This is a genomic window from Microcoleus sp. CAWBG640 (assembly GCF_020883015.1).
Classification (GTDB): domain Bacteria; phylum Cyanobacteriota; class Cyanobacteriia; order Cyanobacteriales; family Microcoleaceae; genus Microcoleus; species Microcoleus anatoxicus.
This window is the reverse complement of record NZ_JAHRFC010000039.1, coordinates 23,784-45,075: the sequence shown is the minus strand read 5'-3', so window position 1 is coordinate 45,075 and position 21,292 is coordinate 23,784. Positions and strand designations below refer to the sequence as shown.

The following is a 21,292-nucleotide window of genomic DNA, read 5'->3' as shown; positions in this document are numbered from 1 at the left end:
TTTTGCATCGACGCAGATAAGTCCTGTTTCGGTTAAATTAAGGCTCTATAATACAACTATCCAATAGTTTTATAGGAACAAATGAGAGGCGTAAAACAACTATTCCTAAGCAGCTTTGCTATTATTACTTTGAGTTGGGTTTTCGGAACTCCTATTCAGAGGATACCAGAGGCGATCGCTCAAACACAAGTTCCAATGAGATTACAACACGCAGAAGGAACCTATACCCTTACTGTGTCAGAAACCAATACCACAAAATCTGCTTATGGGGGTCAGTTGCGCCTCTATGACGTGCATATTGCCAAGATGTTTGAAGTGACATATTCTGATTGTCAGGAGATACCCAACGCTGGCGGTAGGACTTGGTATTACTTCGCTGGAAATGGTAAAATTGACATGGGGCAATTCAGAATCAACTGTCAATTGGCTAGCGATGTTGCTAATACTTATGGTTTAGGGAAACCAGAGCGTACTGCGATCGAATATTCTCAGGAGGAGGCTGGGCGGCCAATATCAAGGACTCGTTCTATTCCTATTTTAGATATTACTGGTAATAAAATTCAGCGGTGGACTAATTTTGTGCAAGGGTTTCGCCCTCAGTCTGCTAATTCTGAAGGTGGTAATTCGCGATCGAGTATTTCTTTTCCAGTTAGTGAAATTGTTTCGCACATGGAAGGTAAGACGAGAGTCCCAATTTTTCTCCCCAGTCAGCTTCCATTCTCACAAAAAATTTACTTGAAAAACCGAGTCGAAACACAGGGCTATAGCGTTGTAATGGGCCACATACCTAATTGCAGCGCTACGCCATGCTATATCGGGAGTATTTCAGCAAAAAGAGGTGGAGAACCAGCCCAACCACCGATCAGAGGATTTAGGAGTGAATTCAAAACCATTCAATTAGCAGGCCGAACACAAGGAGTTTTTTATAATGGTTGTGGTGCTTATTGCACGGCCTTAGTTGAATGGCAGTATCAAGGCGTTTTGTACCGAGTAACGATGAAGAATGGGCAAGAGAAAATGCTCGTTAACATAGCCAATTCTGCAATTGAAGCTGGGCCTCGCTAGTTAAATGTGGGGACTATTTGATTGCCAACAAATGTAGTATTTAAAAAGTGATACCCATGTTAAAAGAATTAAGAACCATTACTCTTGCAACACTTCTGGTATTAGGAACAGCTAAACTGGGTTCTACTGCACCTCTCCCAAGTCCTAATAATCAAGGGGATTATATGGGAAGAGCTTATCATACTTATTGGGAAGTAGTAGATCCAGATCCAAATGGGTTAAATTGTCGCATGACAAATTCTTCTTTTGAAGAACTTATGCGTGCTGACAACCGCACTCCATTTGAGTTTTTTAATTGGTCTTTAGTTGGTGTCTTAAAACAGGGACAGCGTTTTGAAAGCTTTCCTAGTAATGCTGCTGGTACTTTCAACGATAGCAGGGGTTTACCTTGGCTTTTTGTAGGAAAAAACTACGCTACTGGTGGGGTGCAACGTTGTTTCGTTCGCGCTAATAGTCAATTTGTCAAACCAGTACAGATGTCATCGACTCGCGTACAACCCCAAACGAATCAACCGCTTACAAGTTCCACAGCACTACCGATGAAGCTTGGTTTTGACGAAGGATTTGGATCGATTGTAGTACCAGAAAGTGATACCACAGCATCGGCCTATGGAGGACGCTTAAGGCGATATGATGTTCACATTGCTAAAATGTTTGAAGTCACTCACTTTATGTGTCAGGAGGGGACTTTAACACCCGGTATTACATGGAATTACGAGGCTGGAGGTGGCACGATTAATATGGGAAGTTTTGTAATAACCTGCCGACTTGCTAATCAAATAGCTAGTGCCTATGGTTTAGGTAAATCAGAACCTACGAATGTTACTTTTTCGGCTGGTGAAATCGGTCGCCCCTCTGTCAGCAGTTTCAACGTTCCCATCCTAGATATTACAGGTAATAAAGTACCGCGCTGGATAACTTTTGTGCAGGGATTTCAGCCAGTGAGGAGGTAGGGCGATTTGTAAGATGTAGGAGGGTGTGTCATAAAAATTACTCTTTTATCTAAAATCAATCTAAATTTGACGCACCCTACATCTAAGCTTGTGATTAAAATATTTTTATTTATAGTTATCATTAATTAATTTTTTATCAAACTCAGTAATATCAGAAAGTGTTTCTAAATTTTCAATTCTAGCTTGTAAAATTTTAATTATTTTATCATTTTCTAAATTTATGGGCTTTCCAAAAAACCAAATAGATGCAGTGCTTATAGTAACAGAAATAAGCACTGCAAAAGGCAGGAAAAAACTATTTTCCGTAAGAGCTAATATTGGCACACAAGCTAAGAGTAAAAAGATAGATAAAACCCAAATCCAAATAGTTATTATTAGACGAATATCTTTTTTTTGTTCGCCAGAACCTAAGTGAACCATCATATTTTATCCTTATCTACTGTATTAGCTGAAGTTTTGCCGATCCTTCCTACTGAAAAAAATTAAATTTAGTAGGGATTACTTTCTACATTTTGAGTTTGAGGAGGATGTAACAATTCCCAACCTTTATAGGCAAGATAACCAACACTAACAGCAGCTATCACAGGAACCGCAGATGAAACTGCTAATCCAGCGACCATTCCACCACCTGCAATGCTACCAATTGCCGCTAAACCTGAAGTAACTCCAGCAGCTCCGAGTCCAGCAACAGAACCCGCAGTAGAAACGGCTGTAATTGTACTAGCGCTACCACCAATAGCTCCAACGATCACGCCTGCTACAAAAGCTTCAGCTTTACCTGAATCACCTGGCGGATGAATAATTACTGTGGTATTATTAGTGGTATTAGTGGTATTAGTGGTATTAGTACAAATTTGATGGTCTGTATGGCTCATTTTGTCTGTCTCTGTAGTACAGACAATAGTTTCACCTGCCGCCCATGCCTGGTTAGAAAGTATAGGAACCTGGATAGTAAGGAAGAACACAGTCAGAGTTATGACGGCAACTAAACGATGCCATTTTTTTTTTGACTTCACAGTTTATATTCTCCTATTAGGTGCAAAATTTACGATTTACATATTCTTAGTATAATTATATTGATTAATATTTACCTTTGACAACTCAAAACCGTAGCATTCAGTACCCAATTTTTCTAACCATCCCGAACCAATTTAGTATAATTTGGTAGAATTCAGTTGACAAAGTAGGATTTAGTAGGATATAGTACACTCAACCTCACTCAACCCTGACCATGAATGTTGAAGATGTTGTACAATGGGTAAATAATTTGATTGTTAACAAAACGGGAGAACATCTCACACCCCTACAGGAAGCAATATTAACGGGTGTTTGGCAAAGACAAAAATATCCTCAAATCGCTAAAGAGTTTAATTGTAGTGAATCTCACGTTAAAAAAGAAGCGGCTAAGTTATGGGAAAAGTTACGTGAGGAATTAGGAGAAGACCTTAATAAATTTAATTTTCGTTCCAAGTTAGAAAAAAAGCATATAGTTTCTAACATTTCTCATTTGCATGACTCTTTATTACAAATTGATAATGTGATTTGTGGTCAATTTATACAAAATATTAAAAATGCAGAAACCCGATCGCCCTTTCCCCCCGACTCTCCCCAAAACAAAAATCAATCCCCAATCATCGATTTAACAGAAGCACCCGAACTCCCTTACTTTTACGATCGCACATCCGAACTCTCCACCCTCAAACAATGGATTTTGCAAGCCCACACCCGCTTGATTACCGTCTACGGCTTAAGCGGAATTGGCAAAAGCGCGATCGCCCTCAAACTCATCGAACAAATTCAAACCGAATTTGATTATATTATTTGGTTAAGTCTCACCAATACACCCACACTTTCAACCCTCCAAACCGAACTCAAGCAATTTTTTGGGCGATCGCAACAACCCCCATTACCCACAATCATTGATTATTTTCGCACCTCACGCTGTTTAGTAATCCTTGATGACGTACAAAATATTTTTAGAAGCAGTCAATTAGCAGGTCAATATTTAGCAGGCTATGAAGACTATGGCAAATTTTTCAAACAAATTGCCACATCCTCTCATCAGAGTTGTTTAATCCTCCTCAGTTGGGAAAAACCCAGAGAAATTACTGCTTTAGAAGCCGAAAACCTAGCTACCCGAACATTACACCTCAAAGGGTTAGGAGAAGAAGCCGCAGAAATTCTCAGAGAAAAAGGATTAGCAGATGAGGAAAAATGGTCAGAATTAATCACCCTTTATCAAGGTCATCCTTCCTGGCTAAATATCATCGCTGCAACAATTTTAGAATTATTTGATGGTAGCGTTTCCCTGTTTTTAGCAGATGGAAGTGATTTATTTTTAGGTGACTTAGAACCCCTTTTAGAAACTCACCTAGAGCGTTTATCAGACTCAGAAAAAAAGGCGTTATACTGGTTAGCCAGTCAAAATGAAGCTGTAGATATTTCACGACAAGCTGCTGATAGCCTCTTATCCAAATCAGAATTTTGGCAAGCCATACAATCCTTAGCCCGACGTGGCTTAGTGGAAAAAGTGTTAGTAGGAACGCGATCGAAGTTTCAGATTAATCGTGTATTTCAACAATATATTCAATCTAAGTAACATTCCACCTCTTTATTTCTTAGTCTGCGGAGGCAGACTTTGTTTGTGTAGTAGCGGTTTCAACCGCCGGGTTTGTGAGTAGCGGTTTCAACCGCCGGTACTATCTTAACCCGACGCGAAAAGATTGCCCCATCGGTTGAAATTCTTGAGTTTCTTCCCGCTGTAACTGCTGTCTAATTTTGGCAAATTTCCTAACTGTTTCCACAGAGTATAACCGTTCTCCACAGCTTAGGCAAACTTCAGCCGACACTTTTAAGATAGCAGTATGGTTGCCGCCCCGTAAAAGTTTATCGACTTCTTTGATAACTATTTCACCACCGCAAATAGGGCATTTTTCTACAGATAGCATTGTTAATTTCTCCTTTGTATCCAATTAATCCATCGATTCGCATCGGGGCGATAAACTGTAATTAGGATGGCTAGTTTATTACTAGGGACATAAGACCAAACACTGTGAATGGGATCGCCTCTAAAGCTTTCACCATAAATTAAGTATCGGGGATAGGGTTTTTCTTTGGGATAATTTTCGATAATTTCACCATAAAGGACGGAAAAGTAGATTTCATCAAATGAGAGATTATCATTCTCTGCTTCTTCATCAGCATGGTCTGTAATTCGCACCCGATTTTCTAATATTGCTTCTATGATATCGTTTAGATTCATTCGTTGAAAGTTAAATCTTACATAACCTATGGGTGGTTTCACCAGCTCCAAAAGCAATTAAACCATACGATCGCACTTCTCAACTTCTACATCGATCGCACAAAAGCATTCACCGCATCATATTGATCCGCCATCCGCGAATAAAACTCGATCGATCGCAAATCCAACTCCGGCAAAAGTTCACTCTTACTAACCAACTCATATCCCGTTGGACGCAAACAATAAACCGAAATTACCCCATCCTCCCAAAACCAAACCTCCCGCACACCTATCCGACGATAGATTTCCAGTGTATCAATTCCACCACTCGTCACCGTTATCTCGATCGCCAAATCTGGAACCGACTTGCGCGTACCCAAACAATAAGACTCATCTGGTTCCTTCCGTGCACCCAACTCCTTCATCCCGATAGTTGTGCTCCCTCGCCCGTAGAAACGAATGTCCTTCGTCCGCATATAAATCTCTAAAACCTGACCTAAAGTATTTTTAGGTTCTTCATGTTCCTCAGATAAAGGAGCCATAATTTCTAAACACCCATCCAAATATGTTAAACGCGCCCCAGTGTCCGCCAAATCTGCATCCAATTTTTCCAGAGTCTCCCATGTCACGTTTGACAGGAAAGCCGCACCTGTACCCAATCCCGCTTTAGAAACTGCGACAACCATTTGACTTACCTTTTACGATCGCTCTTCCATAATATAAGCCTATCCTAATATTCTATTCTTTAGTCTGCGGAGGCAGACTTCGTTTGTGTAGACGCAATCCCCCCGTGGTTGCCCGATTTTAACCGCCGAGTTTGATTCTGTTAGAAACCGGGTTTCTTCCTGAATTTTGGTGGGAATTCCGAGATTGTCGCAGAAACCCGGTTTCTTGGATTTGGGGAAAAGCCCAAACAAAAAGCGCCCCTATTTCTAGGAGCGCTTTTTGATTATCTCAAGTTAAAAATTAACCGTTGATAGAAGGAGCAACCAAAGCAACTGGTGTGGTTTCGCCAGCGGCCAAGTCGAGTGGGAAGTTGTGAGCGTTGCGCTCGTGCATTACTTCCATACCCAAGTTAGCGCGGTTGATGACATCAGCCCATGTATTGATGACACGACCTTGAGAGTCGATAATCGATTGGTTGAAGTTGAAACCGTTCAAGTTGAAAGCCATGGTGGAGATACCTAGTGCTGTGAACCAGATACCAACTACTGGCCATGCACCTAACAAGAAGTGCAAAGAACGGCTGTTGTTGAAAGAAGCATATTGGAAAATCAAACGACCGAAGTAGCCGTGGGCTGCAACGATGTTGTAGGTTTCTTCTTCTTGACCGAATTTGTAACCGTAGTTTTGCGATTCGGTTTCGGTTGTTTCACGAACCAAAGAAGATGTTACCAAGGAACCGTGCATGGCGGAGAACAAGCTACCACCGAAGACACCAGCAACTCCCAACATGTGGAAGGGGTGCATCAGGATGTTGTGCTCAGCTTGGAACACGATCATGAAGTTGAAGGTACCGGAGATACCCAAAGGCATACCGTCAGAGAAGGAACCTTGACCGATTGGGTAGATCAAGAATACTGCGGTGGCTGCTGCAACTGGTGCAGAGTAAGCGACGCAGATCCAAGGACGCATACCTAGGCGGTAGGACAATTCCCATTCACGACCCATGTAGCAGAAAATGCCGATCAGGAAGTGGAAAATCACTAGCTGGTAAGGGCCGCCGTTGTACAACCACTCATCGAGGGAAGCAGCTTCCCAGATTGGGTAGAAGTGTAAGCCAATGGCGTTGGAAGAAGGAACAACAGCACCGGTGATGATGTTGTTACCGAACATCAAGGAACCAGCAACTGGTTCGCGGATGCCGTCGATGTCCACAGGAGGAGCAGCGATGAAGGCAACGATGTAGCAGATGGTGGCAGTTAAGAGGGTAGGAATCATCAAGACGCCGAACCAACCGATATAAATCCGGTTGTCTGTGCTTGTGACCCACTCGCAGAACCGTTCCCAGACATTGGCGCTTTCGCGCTGCTGTAAGGTTGTTGTCATGGTTTTATGATTGCTTTATTTGGTTTTCAATGTTCGTGGCGGTTGTTTGTTCCGCCATGTAAATAACATAAACCTTTTATTTCAATTTGTAAAGGCCTTCTCAGCACAACTTTTGTTATGACTATCATAAGTATAGCTGATATAATGGCGAAGCCGTTGCTGTATATGGGTTTTAAATGCAGGATGCGGAATTTGTTGGCGATCGCCTCAGAAGCAGAATGCTGATAATGTAGCTGCACAAGGAGAGCGGGACTGGTGTCAGTGTTAAGATAAGTTAAGCGGGGCGATCGCCAAGCGCAAAACTAAAAATTATTAAAAACCCCAAGGAATGTCCCGCACCGTCACCTACAGCCCTGCTCATACCATCGTTCCCACTTATGAGTGTTTTAATCGCTGCACATACTGCAATTTTCGAGCTGAACCGCTGGAAAGTCCTTGGCTGACGCTACCACAAGCCGAAAAACGGCTCCAGCTACTGCAAACTCAAGGTGTGATTGAAATTCTCATCCTCAGTGGCGAGGTACATCCCCAAAGTCAACGGCGCAAAGCTTGGTTTCAGCGCATTTATGAGCTCTGTGAACTGGCACTTGCTCTAGGATTTTTGCCACATACTAATGTAGGTCCGCTCAGTTTTGAGGAGATGGCTCAGTTAAAACAGGTGAATGTCTCCATGGGGCTGATGTTGGAACAGTTGACACCGAGTTTGCTAACAACAGTTCACCGACACGCACCGAGTAAAGTACCTGCCCGGAGGCTGCAACAGTTAGAATGGGCTGGGGAATTGCAGATTCCGTTTACCACTGGTTTGCTGCTGGGAATCGGGGAAAGTGAGGCAGATTGGGTGGAGACATTAGAGGCGATCGCCCGGATTCATTCCTGTTACAATCATATTCAAGAAGTTATCCTGCAACCTTACAGTCCGGGAAATAAGCAAAGTTGGGATGGTGAAGTTTTTGATGTTACAAAAATGCCGGAATTAATTGCGATCGCCCGCAGCATTTTACCTGATGAAATCGCCTTACAAATTCCGCCAAATTTAGTGACCAAGCCAGACATATTAATCGCTTGCTTAGAAGCAGGTGCTAGAGATTTAGGAGGAATTGGGCCAGTGGATGAAGTTAATCCCGATTATCCTCACCTCCAACACCAAACTTTAACAGAAATTTTAGCAGCCGCAGGATGGCAACTCGTGCAGCGTTTGCCTGTTTATCCTCACTACGACAATTGGCTCCCCCAGACATTACAAACTGCTGTAAAACACTGGAGAGTTAGTCATTAATTATTCTAATTTATTAGTCCGCTGGGAGTGGACTTCGTTGCTGTAGGGGCAATCCCCCCGTGGTTGCCCGGTTTCAACCGCCGAGGGATCAAATAATAAACTATAGAGAGTTTAAATCAAAGAACCACCACCATCAATCCAGACTTCCGTACCTGTGATAAACATGGAGGCATCTGATACTAAAAATAAAACTAATTGGGCAACTTCTTCACTAGAACCTGCGGTATTATTAGTCAAAGGAATCAGATCGTGAATGAAATCAGCCGAGCCTGGAATATGATCGAGATGTCGCTTAGTGGTACTTTCCTCAATCCCAGTCAGCACCCCACCCGGACAAATGACATTAACTCGGATTTTGCTAGCAGCAAGTTCTAGCGCCAGCATTTTGGCAAAAGTTACTTGAGCAGCTTTAGAACAAGCATAGGCGGTGGCACCAACTTTCCTGAAATTTCTAGTGCCATTAATCGATGAGGTAATGACAATAGCACCTCCTTGTTTTTTCAAATAAGGAACAGCATACTTGACAGTCAAAAAAGTACCTCTGAGGTTAGTATTAATTGTCCTATCCCACTCCTCCGGTTCGAGGTCTTCTATGGGCGACCAGACACCATTAATCCCCGCATTCACAAACACAGTATCTATTTTTTTATATTGTTCAAAAATTGTTTTAAATGCCTCTTCCATTTGTTCAGAATTTGCTACATCTGCGACAAGTGCCAGTCCACTGCCTCCTTGATTCACCAACTGGCTGACAGTTTCTTGCCCGCTATCGAGAAGGCGATCGATAATAGCAACTTTTGCTCCTTCCTTTGCCATTAAAATTGCTGCTGCACGACCAATCCCCGACCCGCCACCAGTAATAACGGCAACTTTATCTAAAAGATTCATAATTTTTATATATAAAATATTTGAAGGATTCTAACAATCAAAATAACAAGTAACAAATAACAAGTAATATTGTTTCCGGTTACATCGGAATGATTTAACCGCAGAGAACACAGAGGACACAGAGGGAGAGAATAGAGTTCTGAATAATTCCGATGCTACCGGATTTGATATAACAACTAACAAGAAATACATCTTGTTAGTTGTTATAGGGTCTTTAGGATTCTGGAACCCAGACTGAAACTGAACCAGCATTACACCTAAAATCAGCCCAACCTTCGTCATTAGTTGTGATAGATTCTTTGATGTTTTCGGTAAGATCAATATAGGTACGATTCGGTTGTCCGACTTCCATAAACTTAGTACCATCACCGCCGTTAGTCAGTACCACAGCCATGCCACCTGGATGTTCTTCATCTCCAAGTCTCGTCCAGCCAATAGTATTGGCGTGGTCAAAGTAATCGTATTGATTACCGTAGGAATAAGTTTGGCGGGCGAACAGGAATTTATCAATAATCCATTGATGTTTCTCTAACCAAATTTCGTATTCGTTACCATCTTTTCCTCTATCCTTGTAATGAGTCCCGTAATAATCGGGGTAAAAAATACAGGGATATCCTTCACGACGCAGCAGAATTAAAGCATAAGCAAGGGGCTTAAACCAAGACTCGACAACAGACTCTAGGGATTGTAAAGGTTGGGAATCGTGGTTATCTACTAGAGTAACGGCGAGAGTTGGTTGGTGCTGGACGAGGCTGCCGTCAAAAATTGTTCTCAAGTCATAATTATTGCCTGCTTTGCTGGCTGCATAGAAGTTGTAGTGAAGAGGTGCATCAAATAAGGATACTTTACCATCGGTAACAGTAATGAAGTGGTGCAAAGCTTCGACTTCGTAAGACCAATATTCGCCGACGGCAAATAGATCGCGTTTGGCATAGTTGCGAACGTGTTCTAACCATTCTTGGAAAAACTCTGCTGATACGTGTTTGACGGCATCAAAGCGAAAGCCGTCAACGTTTGTTGTATCGACATACCACTCACCCCAGTATTTTAATTCCCCGGTGACTTCTGGGTTGTCCATATCCAAATCACAACCCATCAGGTAGTCAAAATTGCCTTTTTCTAAGTCTACATTTTGGTCAAATTCTTTGCCTTTGAGCAAGTAAATGGCATTGGCATTTGTGTCGTAAGCATTGTAATCAATGGCATCAAAATGCCACCAATGCCATTCCATGCTGGAATAGGTTTTGCCACGACCAGGGAAGGTAAAATGAGTCCAAGCCTTAATTTTTTGATACTCGCCTACGGTGTCATTGCGGTTGTCGGGATTGAAGGGTGTAGCTTCGACTTCTTCTTCTTCATCAGCTCCTAATTTGTGGTTAAAGACAACATCAGCATAAATCTTAATTCCTAGATCTTGTGCTGCTTTAATCGCTCGCAAATACTCCTCTTTTGTCCCGTATTTCGTCCGGATCGAGCCTTTTTGATCGAACTCACCTAAGTCGAATATGTCGTAGACACCGTAACCCACATCCATACCGCCGCCCGTTCCTTTATACGCGGGTGGCAACCACAGAGATGTAATGCCCATTTTGGCTAAATCTTTGGCAGATTCGGCTAACTGATTCCAGAGGTTGCCGTCAGCGGGGGTATACCAGTGGAAATACTGCATCATGACGCCATTGACTTCAGACATAAATTTAGTTTCTCCTGTTTGGTAAAGCTGCGGGCTTATTAGTTTATGTTACTAATTAGTATAGATATGCCTGCAATTTGTGGTCAATAGATATCATAAAATATGGGGTCTATCGAAACAATCTATCAATAGATAGATTGACAAAAAACATAAAGTTGATGTTAAAATATTTCAGAACATTTAAAAACATTAAGAGGTTGTTGCTTCTGTGGCTATTCGCTCAACTCTGGTGTTCCAAGTGCCATCGATCGCCAATTCGAGCAATCTAAATCCAGGCGGGATGTGGTCAACTATAATGGGATGGCTTTTGGGTAAAAGTTGGATGCAGGTACTGGGCGTACCCAAGTAAGTAACTGAGCCTCTGTGTTGGTGAAATTCTTGGTGAATGTGGCCGCAAAGGACGATTTTTACTTGAGGATATCGATCGACTATTGCGAAAAATTCATCGGCATTGTGGAGCATCATGCCATCCATTATTTCACAGTCGATCGTCAAGGGATGATGGTGCAAGGCAATCGTAACAGCTCGATCGCCCGTTTGTTGCAATTGAGAATCCAGCCAATCCAAGCTTTCTGGGGAAATTCGCCCCCCACTGCATCCAGCTTCCACACTCGAAAGCAAGAGAAATTGCCAGTTTCCGAGGTTCCACGATTTTTCTGGGGAAATCGGCGGCTTATCTAATATTTGCTGCATTACCAAGAAGTTGTCGTGATTTCCAGGTATCCAGTAAGCGGGGATGTTGAGGGGAGAAATCAGGGATGCGAGGAGCTCGTAGGATTCGGGTGTTTCATCTTGGGATAAATCCCCTGTCAGCAGGAGTAAGTCTGGCTGGGGCTGAATCTGTTGCAAGTGTTCGAGAACTGCTTTGAGGGTGTGGGCGGTTGAGAGGCCTTTCCATGTGCGATCGGGCTCAGCAAACAAGTGAGTATCGGTGATTTGGGCGACGAGTAGGGGAGAAACTGGTGTCATAGATGATGTTGCGCGCGATCGATCTAGTTCTAGAGTACCCTGTCACAGGGGTTTTGGGGATGTGGGAACAAGGGCGATGGAAATTTTTGACAAAAGTGTTGAAATAATCAAGATTTGGTGTAATATAGTAAAGCGTTAAATTTCTGACGTAACGGCGGCATAGCCAAGTGGTAAGGCAGAGGTCTGCAAAACCTCCACCCCCAGTTCAAATCTGGGTGCCGCCTTTTTAGTTTATAAAGTAACAAGTTGTTTGTCACTCATGACAGACTTTTTTCCATTTAGGCGATCGCTCTATCTGGTAGAGTTTGATATGGCAAGGGCGATCGCTTCCTTAAAATCTGGTGAGCTTGTGATTCCGGTTTGGTGCGATCGGATACACCAGCGTTTGGTAAGTCGATTGAGGTGGTAGGTGCGATCGCCAGTAAACCTTAATTTAAAAACTAGAAAATGTTAGGTATGATATGATATGAATCAAAATTCAAAGATTTAATTACTCAACATGATTTGATAAAAAGTTTTCCAGTTGCCAATCCTGATTATATTGTTATGGACATTCCTTATTATGGAATGGTTGCCCAACAGTATTCTAATAAGTCGGAAGATTTAGCCAATATGTCTTTAGAAGATTGGCAGATAGCAATGGCTAGAATTGCTAAAAATTGTGCCACAGCACAAAAAACTGGAACTCTTTGCACTGTTATTTCTCCAAATTATCGGGATGTAGCCAATGGTTTAATCGTAATGGTTACAGATATAATCCGCTCTTTGTGGGAGTCTGCTGGCTATAGCAGTCCTAAATGAGTCGTAAAGTTTTTTACCCCACCCCAACCCTCCCCTTATTAAGGGGAGGGAGTAAGAAATTCACAAATGATTTAGGATTGCTATATATTCTTCACGATAAGGCTTATTCAAGTCGAAGAATCCAGCAAAACCAAAGTCCACACATGGCTAGAATGAATAATAAAGCTAAAGCTAATCGAATTATGTTGACTGACATTACAGAGATTTTAACATTTCGGAGGGTATAAAGGTAATGGATTTAGAAACATTACTCGATCGCATAAACCTTGGAGAAGACCAAGATATTGAATTTAAGTCTGCTGACGGTGGTTTCCCCAAGGAAGTTTGGAAAACTGTATCAGCATTTGCAAATACAGATGGCGGCTATATTGTTCTGGGTGTCACGGAAAATCGAAATAGGTTCGAGATTTCAGGTGTCCGCAATCCTAACGTTTTACTTAAAGAGTTTTGGAATAATCATAATAATCTGCAAAAACTGAGCTTCTCAATTTGCGGCAATTCTGACGTACAAACTTTGAAGATAGAAGATCGTAATTTAGTTATTATTAAAGTTCCCAGAGCAACAAGAACGCAACGCCCAGTTTATATTAATAAAAATCCCATGATGGGAACCTATAAACGTAACCATGACGGGGATTATCCTTGCACTGATGATGAAGTTCGTCAAATGTTGCGCGATGCCAGCAACGATCCTCAAGATATCCAAATTTTAGATAACTTTGACCTTGGCGACCTCGATCCAGAAACTTTAAAATCTTTTCGCCAACGGTTTAGTTCCAGAGAACCAGATCATCCTTGGCTCGGATTCGACGATCGCAATTTATTGATTCAGTTAGGCGGATGGAGGCGCGATAGAAATACTGATAAAGAAGGGTTAACTATAGCTGGTTTACTGATGTTTGGGAGAGGAAATAGTATTTTAGATGCACTTCCCCGCTATCAACTAGACTATCAAGAACGACTGTCTAACGATCCAGAAGTTCGCTGGACATATCGGCTGACACTTGATGGCAAGTGGGAGCCGAATCTTTTCAATTTTTATTATCGCGTCTATAGTCGTTTAGTTAATGATTTAGATATTCCCTTTAAACTAGATAAAGATGCCGTGAGACGAGGAGAAACTCATGTGCATGAAGCTGTTAGAGAGGCTCTGGTCAATGCTTTAATTCATGCCGATCATTTATCTTCTCGTCCTGTTATAGTAACTAAGTTTCCTAATGGTTTTTTATTCACTAATCCAGGTCGATTAAGGATTTCTCTTTTGCAACTTTATGATGGGGGTATCAGCGATCCGCGCAATCCTAAACTGCAAACGATGTTTCAAATGCTTGGTTTAGGTGAAAAAGCAGGCTCTGGTTTTAGAAAGATTCTAAGAGCATGGAAAGAACAACAATGGTTTAGGCCACTCGTTTCAGAAAAATTCGATTTAGAAATGACATCAGTTGCCCTACCAATGCTTAGTTTAATTCCCGAAGACGTTGAGCAAGAACTAAAAGAAATAGTGGGAGATAACTACTGTCAACTAACAGAATTAGATCGGATTATTTTGGTACTAGCGCATCAGTTTGGAGAAATTAGTAATAGTGACATTCAGTGTTACAGACAGGAACATCCTAGAGACATAGGAGAGTGCCTAAAGCACTTGGTCAATAACGGCTGGTTGGCGCAATCAGGACGTGGGCGTGGAACCCAGTATGCTCTACCAAATAAAGGTCAATCGGATTTGCTTTCACTGCTTCCAAACTCCGAACATAACGAGCCTAGCTCCGTGCGTAACGAGCCTAGCTCCGTGCGTAACGAGCCTAACTCCGTGCGTAACGAGCCTAACTCCGTGCATAACGAGCCTAACTCTGTGCATAATGATGAAAACTTATTTTTACTAGAAATAGCTACTCCTGTTCGAGAAAAGAATCGGGTAAGTCCTGAGTTGATGAGAAATACTATTCTGAAACTTTGCTCGGAAAGATATTTAACTGTCAAAAGATTAGCTGAGCTATTGAATCGCAGTTCTGAAACAATTAGAACTCATTTTATTAATCCAATGTTGTCAGAAAAATTACTAGAACTCAAATATCCTGACGAACCAACTCATCCTCAGCAAGCATACAGAACCTTGTTGTCTCAAGGAATCACCAAGATTTCTGATACTCTTTCATCTCCCCAAACCCCATAAAACATCGTTGACGCCAGCTATCCGCCCACAACGGCGGGATCTTAAACTTTGCGCCACTCAATTGCTAATCACTAATTGCCCCAAGGCAATTAGCAATCTTACCCAAACGATCACATTTTACTGATAATTCTCTGCACGATTTCCACCCCTGTTACCGCTTGCCAGCCAAACAGCCCTAAGAGCGCCACATTCAGAAAGATGTGAGTATATCTGGCAAAATCATTACCTTTTTGCATCAAAGGAGTCAGCGACGCAGATATGGCAATAATTGCCGTCATGCCTAACCCTGCTAGCAAGTGGGAACCCACGAACAATTTGCCGTTGTTGATATAGGTGACGGCCATTCCGCCGATCGCACCCGTTACCATCAAGGCTAGCAGCAAAGAACCCATCTGGTGGTGCTTGATGCTGAATTTGCCCTTAATTAACTCTTTTTTGACTTCGCCTTCCGCACTCCTGGTGCGTCGGATTTGAACGCCGAGATACAAAGCATACAATGAGATGGCCAGCAGTACCCACATTAACACTGGGTGGAAAAATTGGCTCCAAACTTTAACAGACTGCGGAATTTCCAGATTCATGGTGTTTTCAGGATTAGCAAAAATACTTCATAAAACTTAGCATACCAGTCAGGCCGTCTCATGCGACGGTACAAATATATAAAATGAGACACTGTTATGCCTGCCACTAAACAAGACGCTTTATTAATCCAAGCTGCCAAAACTGGCAACATTATTCACGTACAAGCCTTACTCGCTAAGGGTGTTAATCCAGACTCCAAAGACTCTGAGGGGACGACAGCTTTGATGTTTGCGGCCCAAAAGGGCTATGCCGAAATCGTGCGTATTTTACTAAATAATGGCGCTAATGTCAATCATGTCAGAAGGCGTTTTGGGCTGACGGCTTTGATGCTTGCTGCGGCTCACAAGCAGGCTGATTCTGTGCGACTGTTGTTGGCTGGGGGTGCGGATGTTAATGCTAAAAATGATGATGGGAGTACGGCTTTGATGGCGGCTGCTCTGAAAGGTGATATCAATGTCGTGCGGCTGTTACTTGCTGCTCATGCTGATGTGAATGTGCGCGATCGCGATGGAGACTCTGCTCTGAAAATAGCTGCTTTATCGGGGAATCAAGCTATTGTCAAAGCTTTGGCTGATGCGGGTGCTGTTGCAGATAATTCTATCCTATTTTTAGCAGTTAGTCAAGGTCGCGCTGAAATTATCCGAATTTTGCTCAATTGTGGTGCTGATGCTAATGTTAAAAATTCCGATAGCAAAACTGCTTTGATGGAGGCTGCTGCTGCGGGTAATTTGTCCGTGGTAGAGGTGTTGTTAGCGGAGGGTGCTGATGTCAGAATTCCCGATAAAGATGGTGAAACTGCTTTAACTTTGGCTGCTGATTTTGGTCATATTGATGTGGTGCAGGTTTTGCTGCGTGCTGGTGCTGATGTGAATGGGAAAAATGGGGATGGGGGAACGGCTTTGATGGCGGCTGCTGCTGGGGGAAATTTGCCGATCGCCCATATCTTACTCGATGCTGGTGCCGATATCAATGCTAAGGACAAAGATGATGAAACTGCTTTAAATTTTGCTGTTGTCGAAGGCTATGAGGATGTTGTGGAATTGCTGTTAAACCGGGGCGCTAGTGTTGGTGCTAGAAATCGGTTGGGCGATACCCCGTTACTGGTGGCTGCTGTTCACGGTTACACTGCGATAGTATCAGCTTTGTTGCAAAAAGTCAATCACGATAATGCTGATTTTCTGAATGCTAAAAACTTTGAGGAGACTGCTTTAACTCTGGCGGCTTTTCAAGGACATACTGAGACAGTAAAGGCTTTGCTCGAAGGTGGTGTTGACCCTAATATCGCAGGGGAGCAAGGAAAAACGGCTTTAATGAAAGCCTGTATTCGAGGTCATGTGGCGATCGCCAAATTATTAGTTGACAACGGTGCTGATGTCAATAGGCGGGATGCTTCCGGTGCCACTGCTTTAATGTGGGCGGCCCATCGGGGTGCTGTCAGTGCTGTGAAGATTTTAATTGATGCCGGTGCGGATATAAATCATAAAAATCAGGGGAATTATACGGCTTTAATGCTGGCTGAATTTAACGGTTATAAAGATGTGGTGAAACTGCTCAAAAGTTCCGGAGCAAGAGAATAATATCGGTGTTATCCTTAAGTTTGTAGTAAGGACTTCTGTCCTTTCTTTGTCTGACGAGCGATCGCGACCTTAGTCCTTACTACCAACCTCAATCTGTTCGCCTTACCCAACCATTAATCGTAAAGCGACTGTCAGCAAAAGCTTTCGAGGGACAACTAACTGGCAAAACTTCGTGCATATAGCGACTCAGAAAAAATACGATGCTATTATTGCGAGGTTCAACAGTTTTAAAAGAATCAGCCGCTACATAGAAATTGTTCTCAATTTTGCTATCATAAATCAGCAATTCTCCGCCAGTAAAAGCCTTTGGTTCTCGATTGAAATAGTAAACATAGGTGAAAAATCTGGTTGCTGTTTCTGGAGAGCCACTATCGTTATGAAGTTTGTAATAATTATTGTCGTTGTGCAGCGTTAATTGAGCTTCTATATCACCAACAGAAAATGAAGGCAGGTTTAATTTTCGCAGCACGTCGGGGAGAATAGCTTTAATGCGATTAATCATCAGTTGTGAAAATTCGGGGAAGGAATGGAGAACCATAGAACGCCGATAATCTTCGGCCTTGGTTGAGGTGCTGGTACTCACAAATTCTGATTCTTTTGCTAAAACATATTTGATGAGTTTATTTTTTTCACTGGCTGTGAGGAAGTTCTCAATTTGGGCGTAGCGAGATATTAAGTCGTCGTTTACATGAGCAGGAATTATAGGAATCTCTAGGGGAATTTCTGGCGGAATCTCTACCGGAACTTCTGGCTGTGGCGGTGGCAGTTGAGCTAAGTAAATGGGCGGTTCGGTGACTAATCCCACTAGGTGTTCGCTGGGAAAACAAAGTGCGGATCGCCCTTCGTCTATGGGAATCTGAAATAAAGTGGGAAAACCGGGGTTCTGTTGGGTGCGATCGACTAAGGTTTTAACCAGATTGTGCAATAAGGGGGCGTCAGATTTGAGGGTAATTGTGCATTGATGTCCGCCCGCGAGCAGGATTTTAACTTTAACATCTTGGGGTTTAATTTGCGGTTGAGTGTAAGTCATAATTTTTTCAGGACTGGATGGAAAACTAGCTAAAGATATGATTCGGAAGGAAAATAATTAGGTAGGGATACAACAGTTTTGTTTCTCTGCAATATGATACACAATTAGTGGGGACACAAACAAGACTGTTTATTGGTGTGATGGTCGATCGCCAAAAATTGAGGTTAATGGGGGAAAGAGTTAAGGAACCGCAGAGGGCACAGAGAGCACAGAGGATGGAAAAGAAGAAGGAGAGGAATAGTCCTGAAAGCAGAGTTCTGAGCCTTTGGAAGAAACTTTGCGAAGAGTTGTACGAGAAGAACTTCAGCACATTGACAAGTGAAGTAGGTGCATCTCATTTTTGCCAATATATTCGTAGGGGAGAAGCATTCCGGCAGTAAATCTCTGATTTTCACTAATAAATTGTGTGCCGGAATGCTTCGCCCTTGCTGATTTAGGATTGCTATAATCAAGCAAACTTAATCTTCAAATAATCATCCTCCATCTTCGCCCCCGAAGGTTGCAGCGCCGCTAAAGCTTGCGGCAACACCAAATTGCGACGGTGATTCCCAATCCTAACATTCAACTCGTCTCCCGTTTTGCTCAACTGAATCTGATTCTTAGCAATTCCCGGCAAATACAGTTCCAGACTGTATTGATTGTTTTCTTGTACAATCTTAATCGTATTTTCTTTGTAATAAACTTGACTGGGGTCTTCGTCTTTGTAAAGGGTTTCTTTCAACCGTTCCAAAGCTGCCAAACCGCACATTTCTTCGGAATAAAGCGGCACTTCTTTAACTGGCAGTGGCATGAAATCAGAGTGAATTTCCTGACGGTACTGCTCCTGGCTTTCTTTCCAGCGTTTGAAAAATGGGTCTGTTACTTCAGCGGGAATAATCCGGTTTGCTACGACTAAATCTGTGGCTACATTGTACAAACTCAAATAGGCATGAGCGCGCAAAGATTCTTTAATTACCATTTTTTCAGGATTAGTAACTAACCTAACTGAGGTAACAGCATTGTCAGTTAAAATCTTTTCCAACGCTTCAATTTGTTCGTAAAATTCATAAGGTGCATCCATCACCTCTTTGTCTGGCAAAGAAAAACCGGCAATTGGTCTAAAAATAGGTTCAACTAAAGGTCGAAGGGCGGCGGATATGCCTTGCAGCGGCTTGTAAAATTTTCTCATGTACCAGCCGCCAACTTCTGGCAAACTTAGCAGTCTCAATGCTGTTCCAGTGGGAGCAGAATCGATAATTAAAACATCAAATTCGCCTTCGTCGTAATGCCGCTTCATTCGCACTAAACCAAAGATTTCATCCATTCCTGGAAGTATGGCCAATTCTTCAGCTTGAACGCCTTCGAGTCCCTGGGCGCGCAAAACTTGAGTAATGTAGCGTTTAACTGCTCCCCAATTGCCTTCTAATTCCCTGAGAGCGTCTAATTCTGCTCCCCACAAATTCGGTTTTACCTGTCGGGAATCGTGGCCGAGTTCCATGTCGAAGCTGTCGGCTAGGGAGTGGGCGGGATCGGTGCTCAGCACTAGGGTTTTGTATCCCAATTCGGCGCATCGCAGCCCTGTGGCGGCGGCTACGGAGGTTTTGCCGACGCCGCCTTTTCCGGTCATTAATATTAAGCGCATTGATTGTTTAGCTCGCCTGAAATTTGTTTATGCCTATATTGTAACGTTATGTAACGAAGATTAATTTAGTCGGGGAATTAATTTGGGCGACAACTAGCCACACAGAGGCAGAAACCGGGTTTTTTACCAAAAAACTGCATCCCAGCCTTTAAATAAAATGAAAAACCCGGTTTCTTTGGTATCTATGCGTCCAGGGCTAATACAGGACATTTCCACTGATGCACTAAATCTGTGCGATGTCAATAGAAAGTTGAGCTTAAAGGGCGATCGCATTTAATTTGTAGGTGTTCAAAAAGGGCGATCGCACTTAATGCTTGTTCAATAAAAGGCGAACCAGACAGACACCGGGTTTTTCAGAAATATCTGGTTTGGAGCTAAAGCAGCGATCGCAACGCATTTAGTCCTTGACAAAAATATCCTTTTCACTTACGATAAAACTTAATACTAAATATTTTAATTTATGCCTGATGAAACAAACAAATTTGCATGAATTAAATGAGCAAGTTTTGTTAGAGGAAACTGAGCCTCTAGCAATAGAGTATAATGGGCGATTAGTTGGCTATTTTTATCCAGTTAGTGCAATGCCAAGTGCGATGGAGGAAATCGATCGCACTTTTACAAATTTAGTACAACAATGGCGCAATGAAACGATAGGTATTTCCTCCACTACAGATTTAGTCATGCACCCTGCTTACCAACAAATTATTAGGATGGGTTCAGTAGTAATTCCTCTGTTATTAAGGGAAGTCGAAAGAAAATCGGGGCGTTGGTTTCATGCTCTGTGTGAAATTACTGGAGAAGATCCAGTACCTTTAGAAAAACGGGGTAAAACTAAAGAGATGACTCAGTTATGGTTAGATTGGGGGAAAGCCAAAGGTTACAAATGGTAGGAAATAACGCTTGGATGCAAAATATTAAAGAATGGATTGAACAAAATCATCCTAATTTAGTGACAACGGGATATAAAATTACCAGCCCAGACACAACTGATTATAATTGTATTGCTTGGGCTGCTGGAAATACAGAAGAATGGTGGTGGCCAGATGCCAAAGGTGGAGACTACTGGCCGCCTAATATACTGCGAGAGGAATCTCTGACTGCTTTTATGATGGCTTATCAAACTTTAGGGTATGAAGTCTGTGAAAATGCTTTGCTGGAAGCTGGTTTTGAAAAGATAGCGATTTATGTTTTAGATGGAAAACCTCAACACGCCTCCCGACAACTTCCTAATGGGAAGTGGACTAGCAAATTAGGTCAGTATGAGGATATAGAACATAATTATTTAGAGGGTTTAGAAGGTAGTATATATGGTGAAGTTTCTTGTGTGATGAAAAGGCGTTTGATTGAGGGGGAGTAATAAACGCATCAAAA

Annotated in this window: 22 protein-coding genes and 1 tRNA gene; 11 read left to right on the top strand and 12 right to left on the bottom strand. The window is 42.4% G+C overall.

What is annotated here, in order from left to right:
* Window positions 1-81 precede the first annotated feature (81 nt).
* Both AAFP11_RS18960 and AAFP11_RS18955 read left to right on the top strand, forming a co-directional pair.
* Window positions 82-1,065 carry a hypothetical protein gene (locus AAFP11_RS18960; RefSeq protein WP_341738460.1) on the top strand — a complete coding sequence of 328 codons (984 nt, stop codon included), beginning with the start codon at window positions 82-84 and terminating at the stop codon, window positions 1,063-1,065.
* Between the two features lie 56 nt (window positions 1,066-1,121).
* The gene (locus AAFP11_RS18955) at window positions 1,122-2,018 is read left to right on the top strand and encodes a hypothetical protein (protein WP_341738459.1); all 897 of its coding nucleotides are present in this window, start codon (window positions 1,122-1,124) and stop codon (window positions 2,016-2,018) included.
* A 105-nt stretch (window positions 2,019-2,123) separates the two neighbouring features.
* Here the strand turns inward: AAFP11_RS18955 and AAFP11_RS18950 are convergent, their stop codons facing one another.
* A complete protein-coding gene (locus tag AAFP11_RS18950; protein WP_341738458.1) occupies window positions 2,124-2,441 on the bottom strand; it encodes a hypothetical protein in 318 nt (105 codons plus the stop codon).
* Window positions 2,442-2,506: 65 nt separating this feature from the next.
* Complete coding sequence (locus AAFP11_RS18945) at window positions 2,507-2,893, bottom strand: hypothetical protein (RefSeq protein WP_341738457.1); 387 nt, start codon at window positions 2,891-2,893, stop codon at window positions 2,507-2,509.
* Between the two features lie 356 nt (window positions 2,894-3,249).
* Between AAFP11_RS18945 and AAFP11_RS18940 the strand changes: the two genes are divergently transcribed.
* Window positions 3,250-4,617 (top strand): ATP-binding protein, encoded by a 1,368-nt coding sequence (locus AAFP11_RS18940; RefSeq protein ID WP_341738456.1) that lies wholly within the window; start codon window positions 3,250-3,252, stop codon window positions 4,615-4,617.
* 100 nt (window positions 4,618-4,717) lie between these two features.
* On the opposite strand, the gene AAFP11_RS18935 is transcribed toward AAFP11_RS18940, so the two are convergent.
* The 4 genes from AAFP11_RS18935 to psbA form a co-directional block, all read right to left on the bottom strand.
* Window positions 4,718-4,966: a YgiT-type zinc finger protein gene (locus AAFP11_RS18935; RefSeq protein ID WP_341738455.1), complete on the bottom strand. Its 249-nt coding sequence runs from the start codon at window positions 4,964-4,966 to the stop codon at window positions 4,718-4,720.
* A gap of 2 nt (window positions 4,967-4,968) precedes the next feature.
* On the bottom strand, window positions 4,969-5,280 hold the full coding sequence (locus AAFP11_RS18930) for a DUF4258 domain-containing protein (RefSeq protein WP_341738454.1): 312 nt from the start codon (window positions 5,278-5,280) through the stop codon (window positions 4,969-4,971).
* An 86-nt stretch (window positions 5,281-5,366) separates the two neighbouring features.
* Window positions 5,367-5,945 carry a Uma2 family endonuclease gene (locus AAFP11_RS18925; RefSeq protein ID WP_341738453.1) on the bottom strand — a complete coding sequence of 193 codons (579 nt, stop codon included), beginning with the start codon at window positions 5,943-5,945 and terminating at the stop codon, window positions 5,367-5,369.
* 280 nt (window positions 5,946-6,225) lie between these two features.
* Window positions 6,226-7,308, bottom strand: coding sequence for a photosystem II q(b) protein (gene psbA / locus AAFP11_RS18920; protein ID WP_341737984.1), 1,083 nt, complete (start codon window positions 7,306-7,308; stop codon window positions 6,226-6,228).
* Between the two features lie 328 nt (window positions 7,309-7,636).
* On the opposite strand from psbA, the gene cofG reads away from it, so the two are divergent.
* Entirely contained in the window at window positions 7,637-8,587 is a 951-nt protein-coding gene (gene cofG, locus AAFP11_RS18915) for a 7,8-didemethyl-8-hydroxy-5-deazariboflavin synthase subunit CofG (RefSeq protein ID WP_341738452.1), read from the top strand.
* A gap of 111 nt (window positions 8,588-8,698) precedes the next feature.
* Here the strand turns inward: cofG and AAFP11_RS18910 are convergent, their stop codons facing one another.
* The 3 genes from AAFP11_RS18910 to cpdA form a co-directional block, all read right to left on the bottom strand.
* A complete protein-coding gene (locus AAFP11_RS18910; RefSeq protein WP_341738451.1) occupies window positions 8,699-9,475 on the bottom strand; it encodes an SDR family NAD(P)-dependent oxidoreductase in 777 nt (258 codons plus the stop codon).
* Between the two features lie 214 nt (window positions 9,476-9,689).
* Window positions 9,690-11,168: an alpha-amylase gene (locus tag AAFP11_RS18905; RefSeq protein ID WP_341738450.1), complete on the bottom strand. Its 1,479-nt coding sequence runs from the start codon at window positions 11,166-11,168 to the stop codon at window positions 9,690-9,692.
* Between the two features lie 189 nt (window positions 11,169-11,357).
* Window positions 11,358-12,137 (bottom strand): 3',5'-cyclic-AMP phosphodiesterase, encoded by a 780-nt coding sequence (gene cpdA, locus AAFP11_RS18900; protein WP_341738449.1) that lies wholly within the window; start codon window positions 12,135-12,137, stop codon window positions 11,358-11,360.
* A 153-nt stretch (window positions 12,138-12,290) separates the two neighbouring features.
* Between cpdA and AAFP11_RS18895 the strand changes: the two genes are divergently transcribed.
* The 4 genes from AAFP11_RS18895 to AAFP11_RS18880 all read left to right on the top strand — a co-directional run bounded on the left by AAFP11_RS18895 (window position 12,291) and on the right by AAFP11_RS18880 (window position 15,111).
* Window positions 12,291-12,361 (top strand) — tRNA-Cys (locus AAFP11_RS18895).
* A gap of 35 nt (window positions 12,362-12,396) precedes the next feature.
* A complete protein-coding gene (locus AAFP11_RS18890; RefSeq protein WP_341738448.1) occupies window positions 12,397-12,546 on the top strand; it encodes a hypothetical protein in 150 nt (49 codons plus the stop codon).
* A gap of 137 nt (window positions 12,547-12,683) precedes the next feature.
* Complete coding sequence (locus AAFP11_RS18885; RefSeq protein WP_341738447.1) at window positions 12,684-12,938, top strand: hypothetical protein; 255 nt, start codon at window positions 12,684-12,686, stop codon at window positions 12,936-12,938.
* Window positions 12,939-13,170: 232 nt separating this feature from the next.
* Window positions 13,171-15,111: an RNA-binding domain-containing protein gene (locus tag AAFP11_RS18880; protein ID WP_341738446.1), complete on the top strand. Its 1,941-nt coding sequence runs from the start codon at window positions 13,171-13,173 to the stop codon at window positions 15,109-15,111.
* 110 nt (window positions 15,112-15,221) lie between these two features.
* On the opposite strand, the gene AAFP11_RS18875 is transcribed toward AAFP11_RS18880, so the two are convergent.
* Window positions 15,222-15,692, bottom strand: coding sequence for a DUF4079 domain-containing protein (locus AAFP11_RS18875; RefSeq protein WP_341738445.1), 471 nt, complete (start codon window positions 15,690-15,692; stop codon window positions 15,222-15,224).
* 96 nt (window positions 15,693-15,788) lie between these two features.
* Between AAFP11_RS18875 and AAFP11_RS18870 the strand changes: the two genes are divergently transcribed.
* Window positions 15,789-17,270, top strand: a complete 1,482-nt coding sequence (locus AAFP11_RS18870) for an ankyrin repeat domain-containing protein (protein WP_341738444.1) — start codon at window positions 15,789-15,791, stop codon at window positions 17,268-17,270.
* A gap of 88 nt (window positions 17,271-17,358) precedes the next feature.
* Here AAFP11_RS18870 and AAFP11_RS18865 read toward each other — a convergent pair whose 3' ends face one another.
* A complete protein-coding gene (locus AAFP11_RS18865) occupies window positions 17,359-18,300 on the bottom strand; it encodes a 2OG-Fe(II) oxygenase (RefSeq protein WP_341738443.1) in 942 nt (313 codons plus the stop codon).
* A 448-nt stretch (window positions 18,301-18,748) separates the two neighbouring features.
* On the bottom strand, window positions 18,749-19,921 hold the full coding sequence (locus AAFP11_RS18860; protein WP_340522176.1) for a TRC40/GET3/ArsA family transport-energizing ATPase: 1,173 nt from the start codon (window positions 19,919-19,921) through the stop codon (window positions 18,749-18,751).
* Window positions 19,922-20,388: 467 nt separating this feature from the next.
* Between AAFP11_RS18860 and AAFP11_RS18855 the strand changes: the two genes are divergently transcribed.
* Entirely contained in the window at window positions 20,389-20,811 is a 423-nt protein-coding gene (locus AAFP11_RS18855; protein WP_341738442.1) for a hypothetical protein, read from the top strand.
* Window positions 20,805-21,278 (top strand): hypothetical protein, encoded by a 474-nt coding sequence (locus AAFP11_RS18850; RefSeq protein WP_341738441.1) that lies wholly within the window; start codon window positions 20,805-20,807, stop codon window positions 21,276-21,278. The genes AAFP11_RS18855 and AAFP11_RS18850 overlap by 7 nt, the downstream gene beginning before the upstream one ends.
* Window positions 21,279-21,292 lie beyond the last annotated feature (14 nt).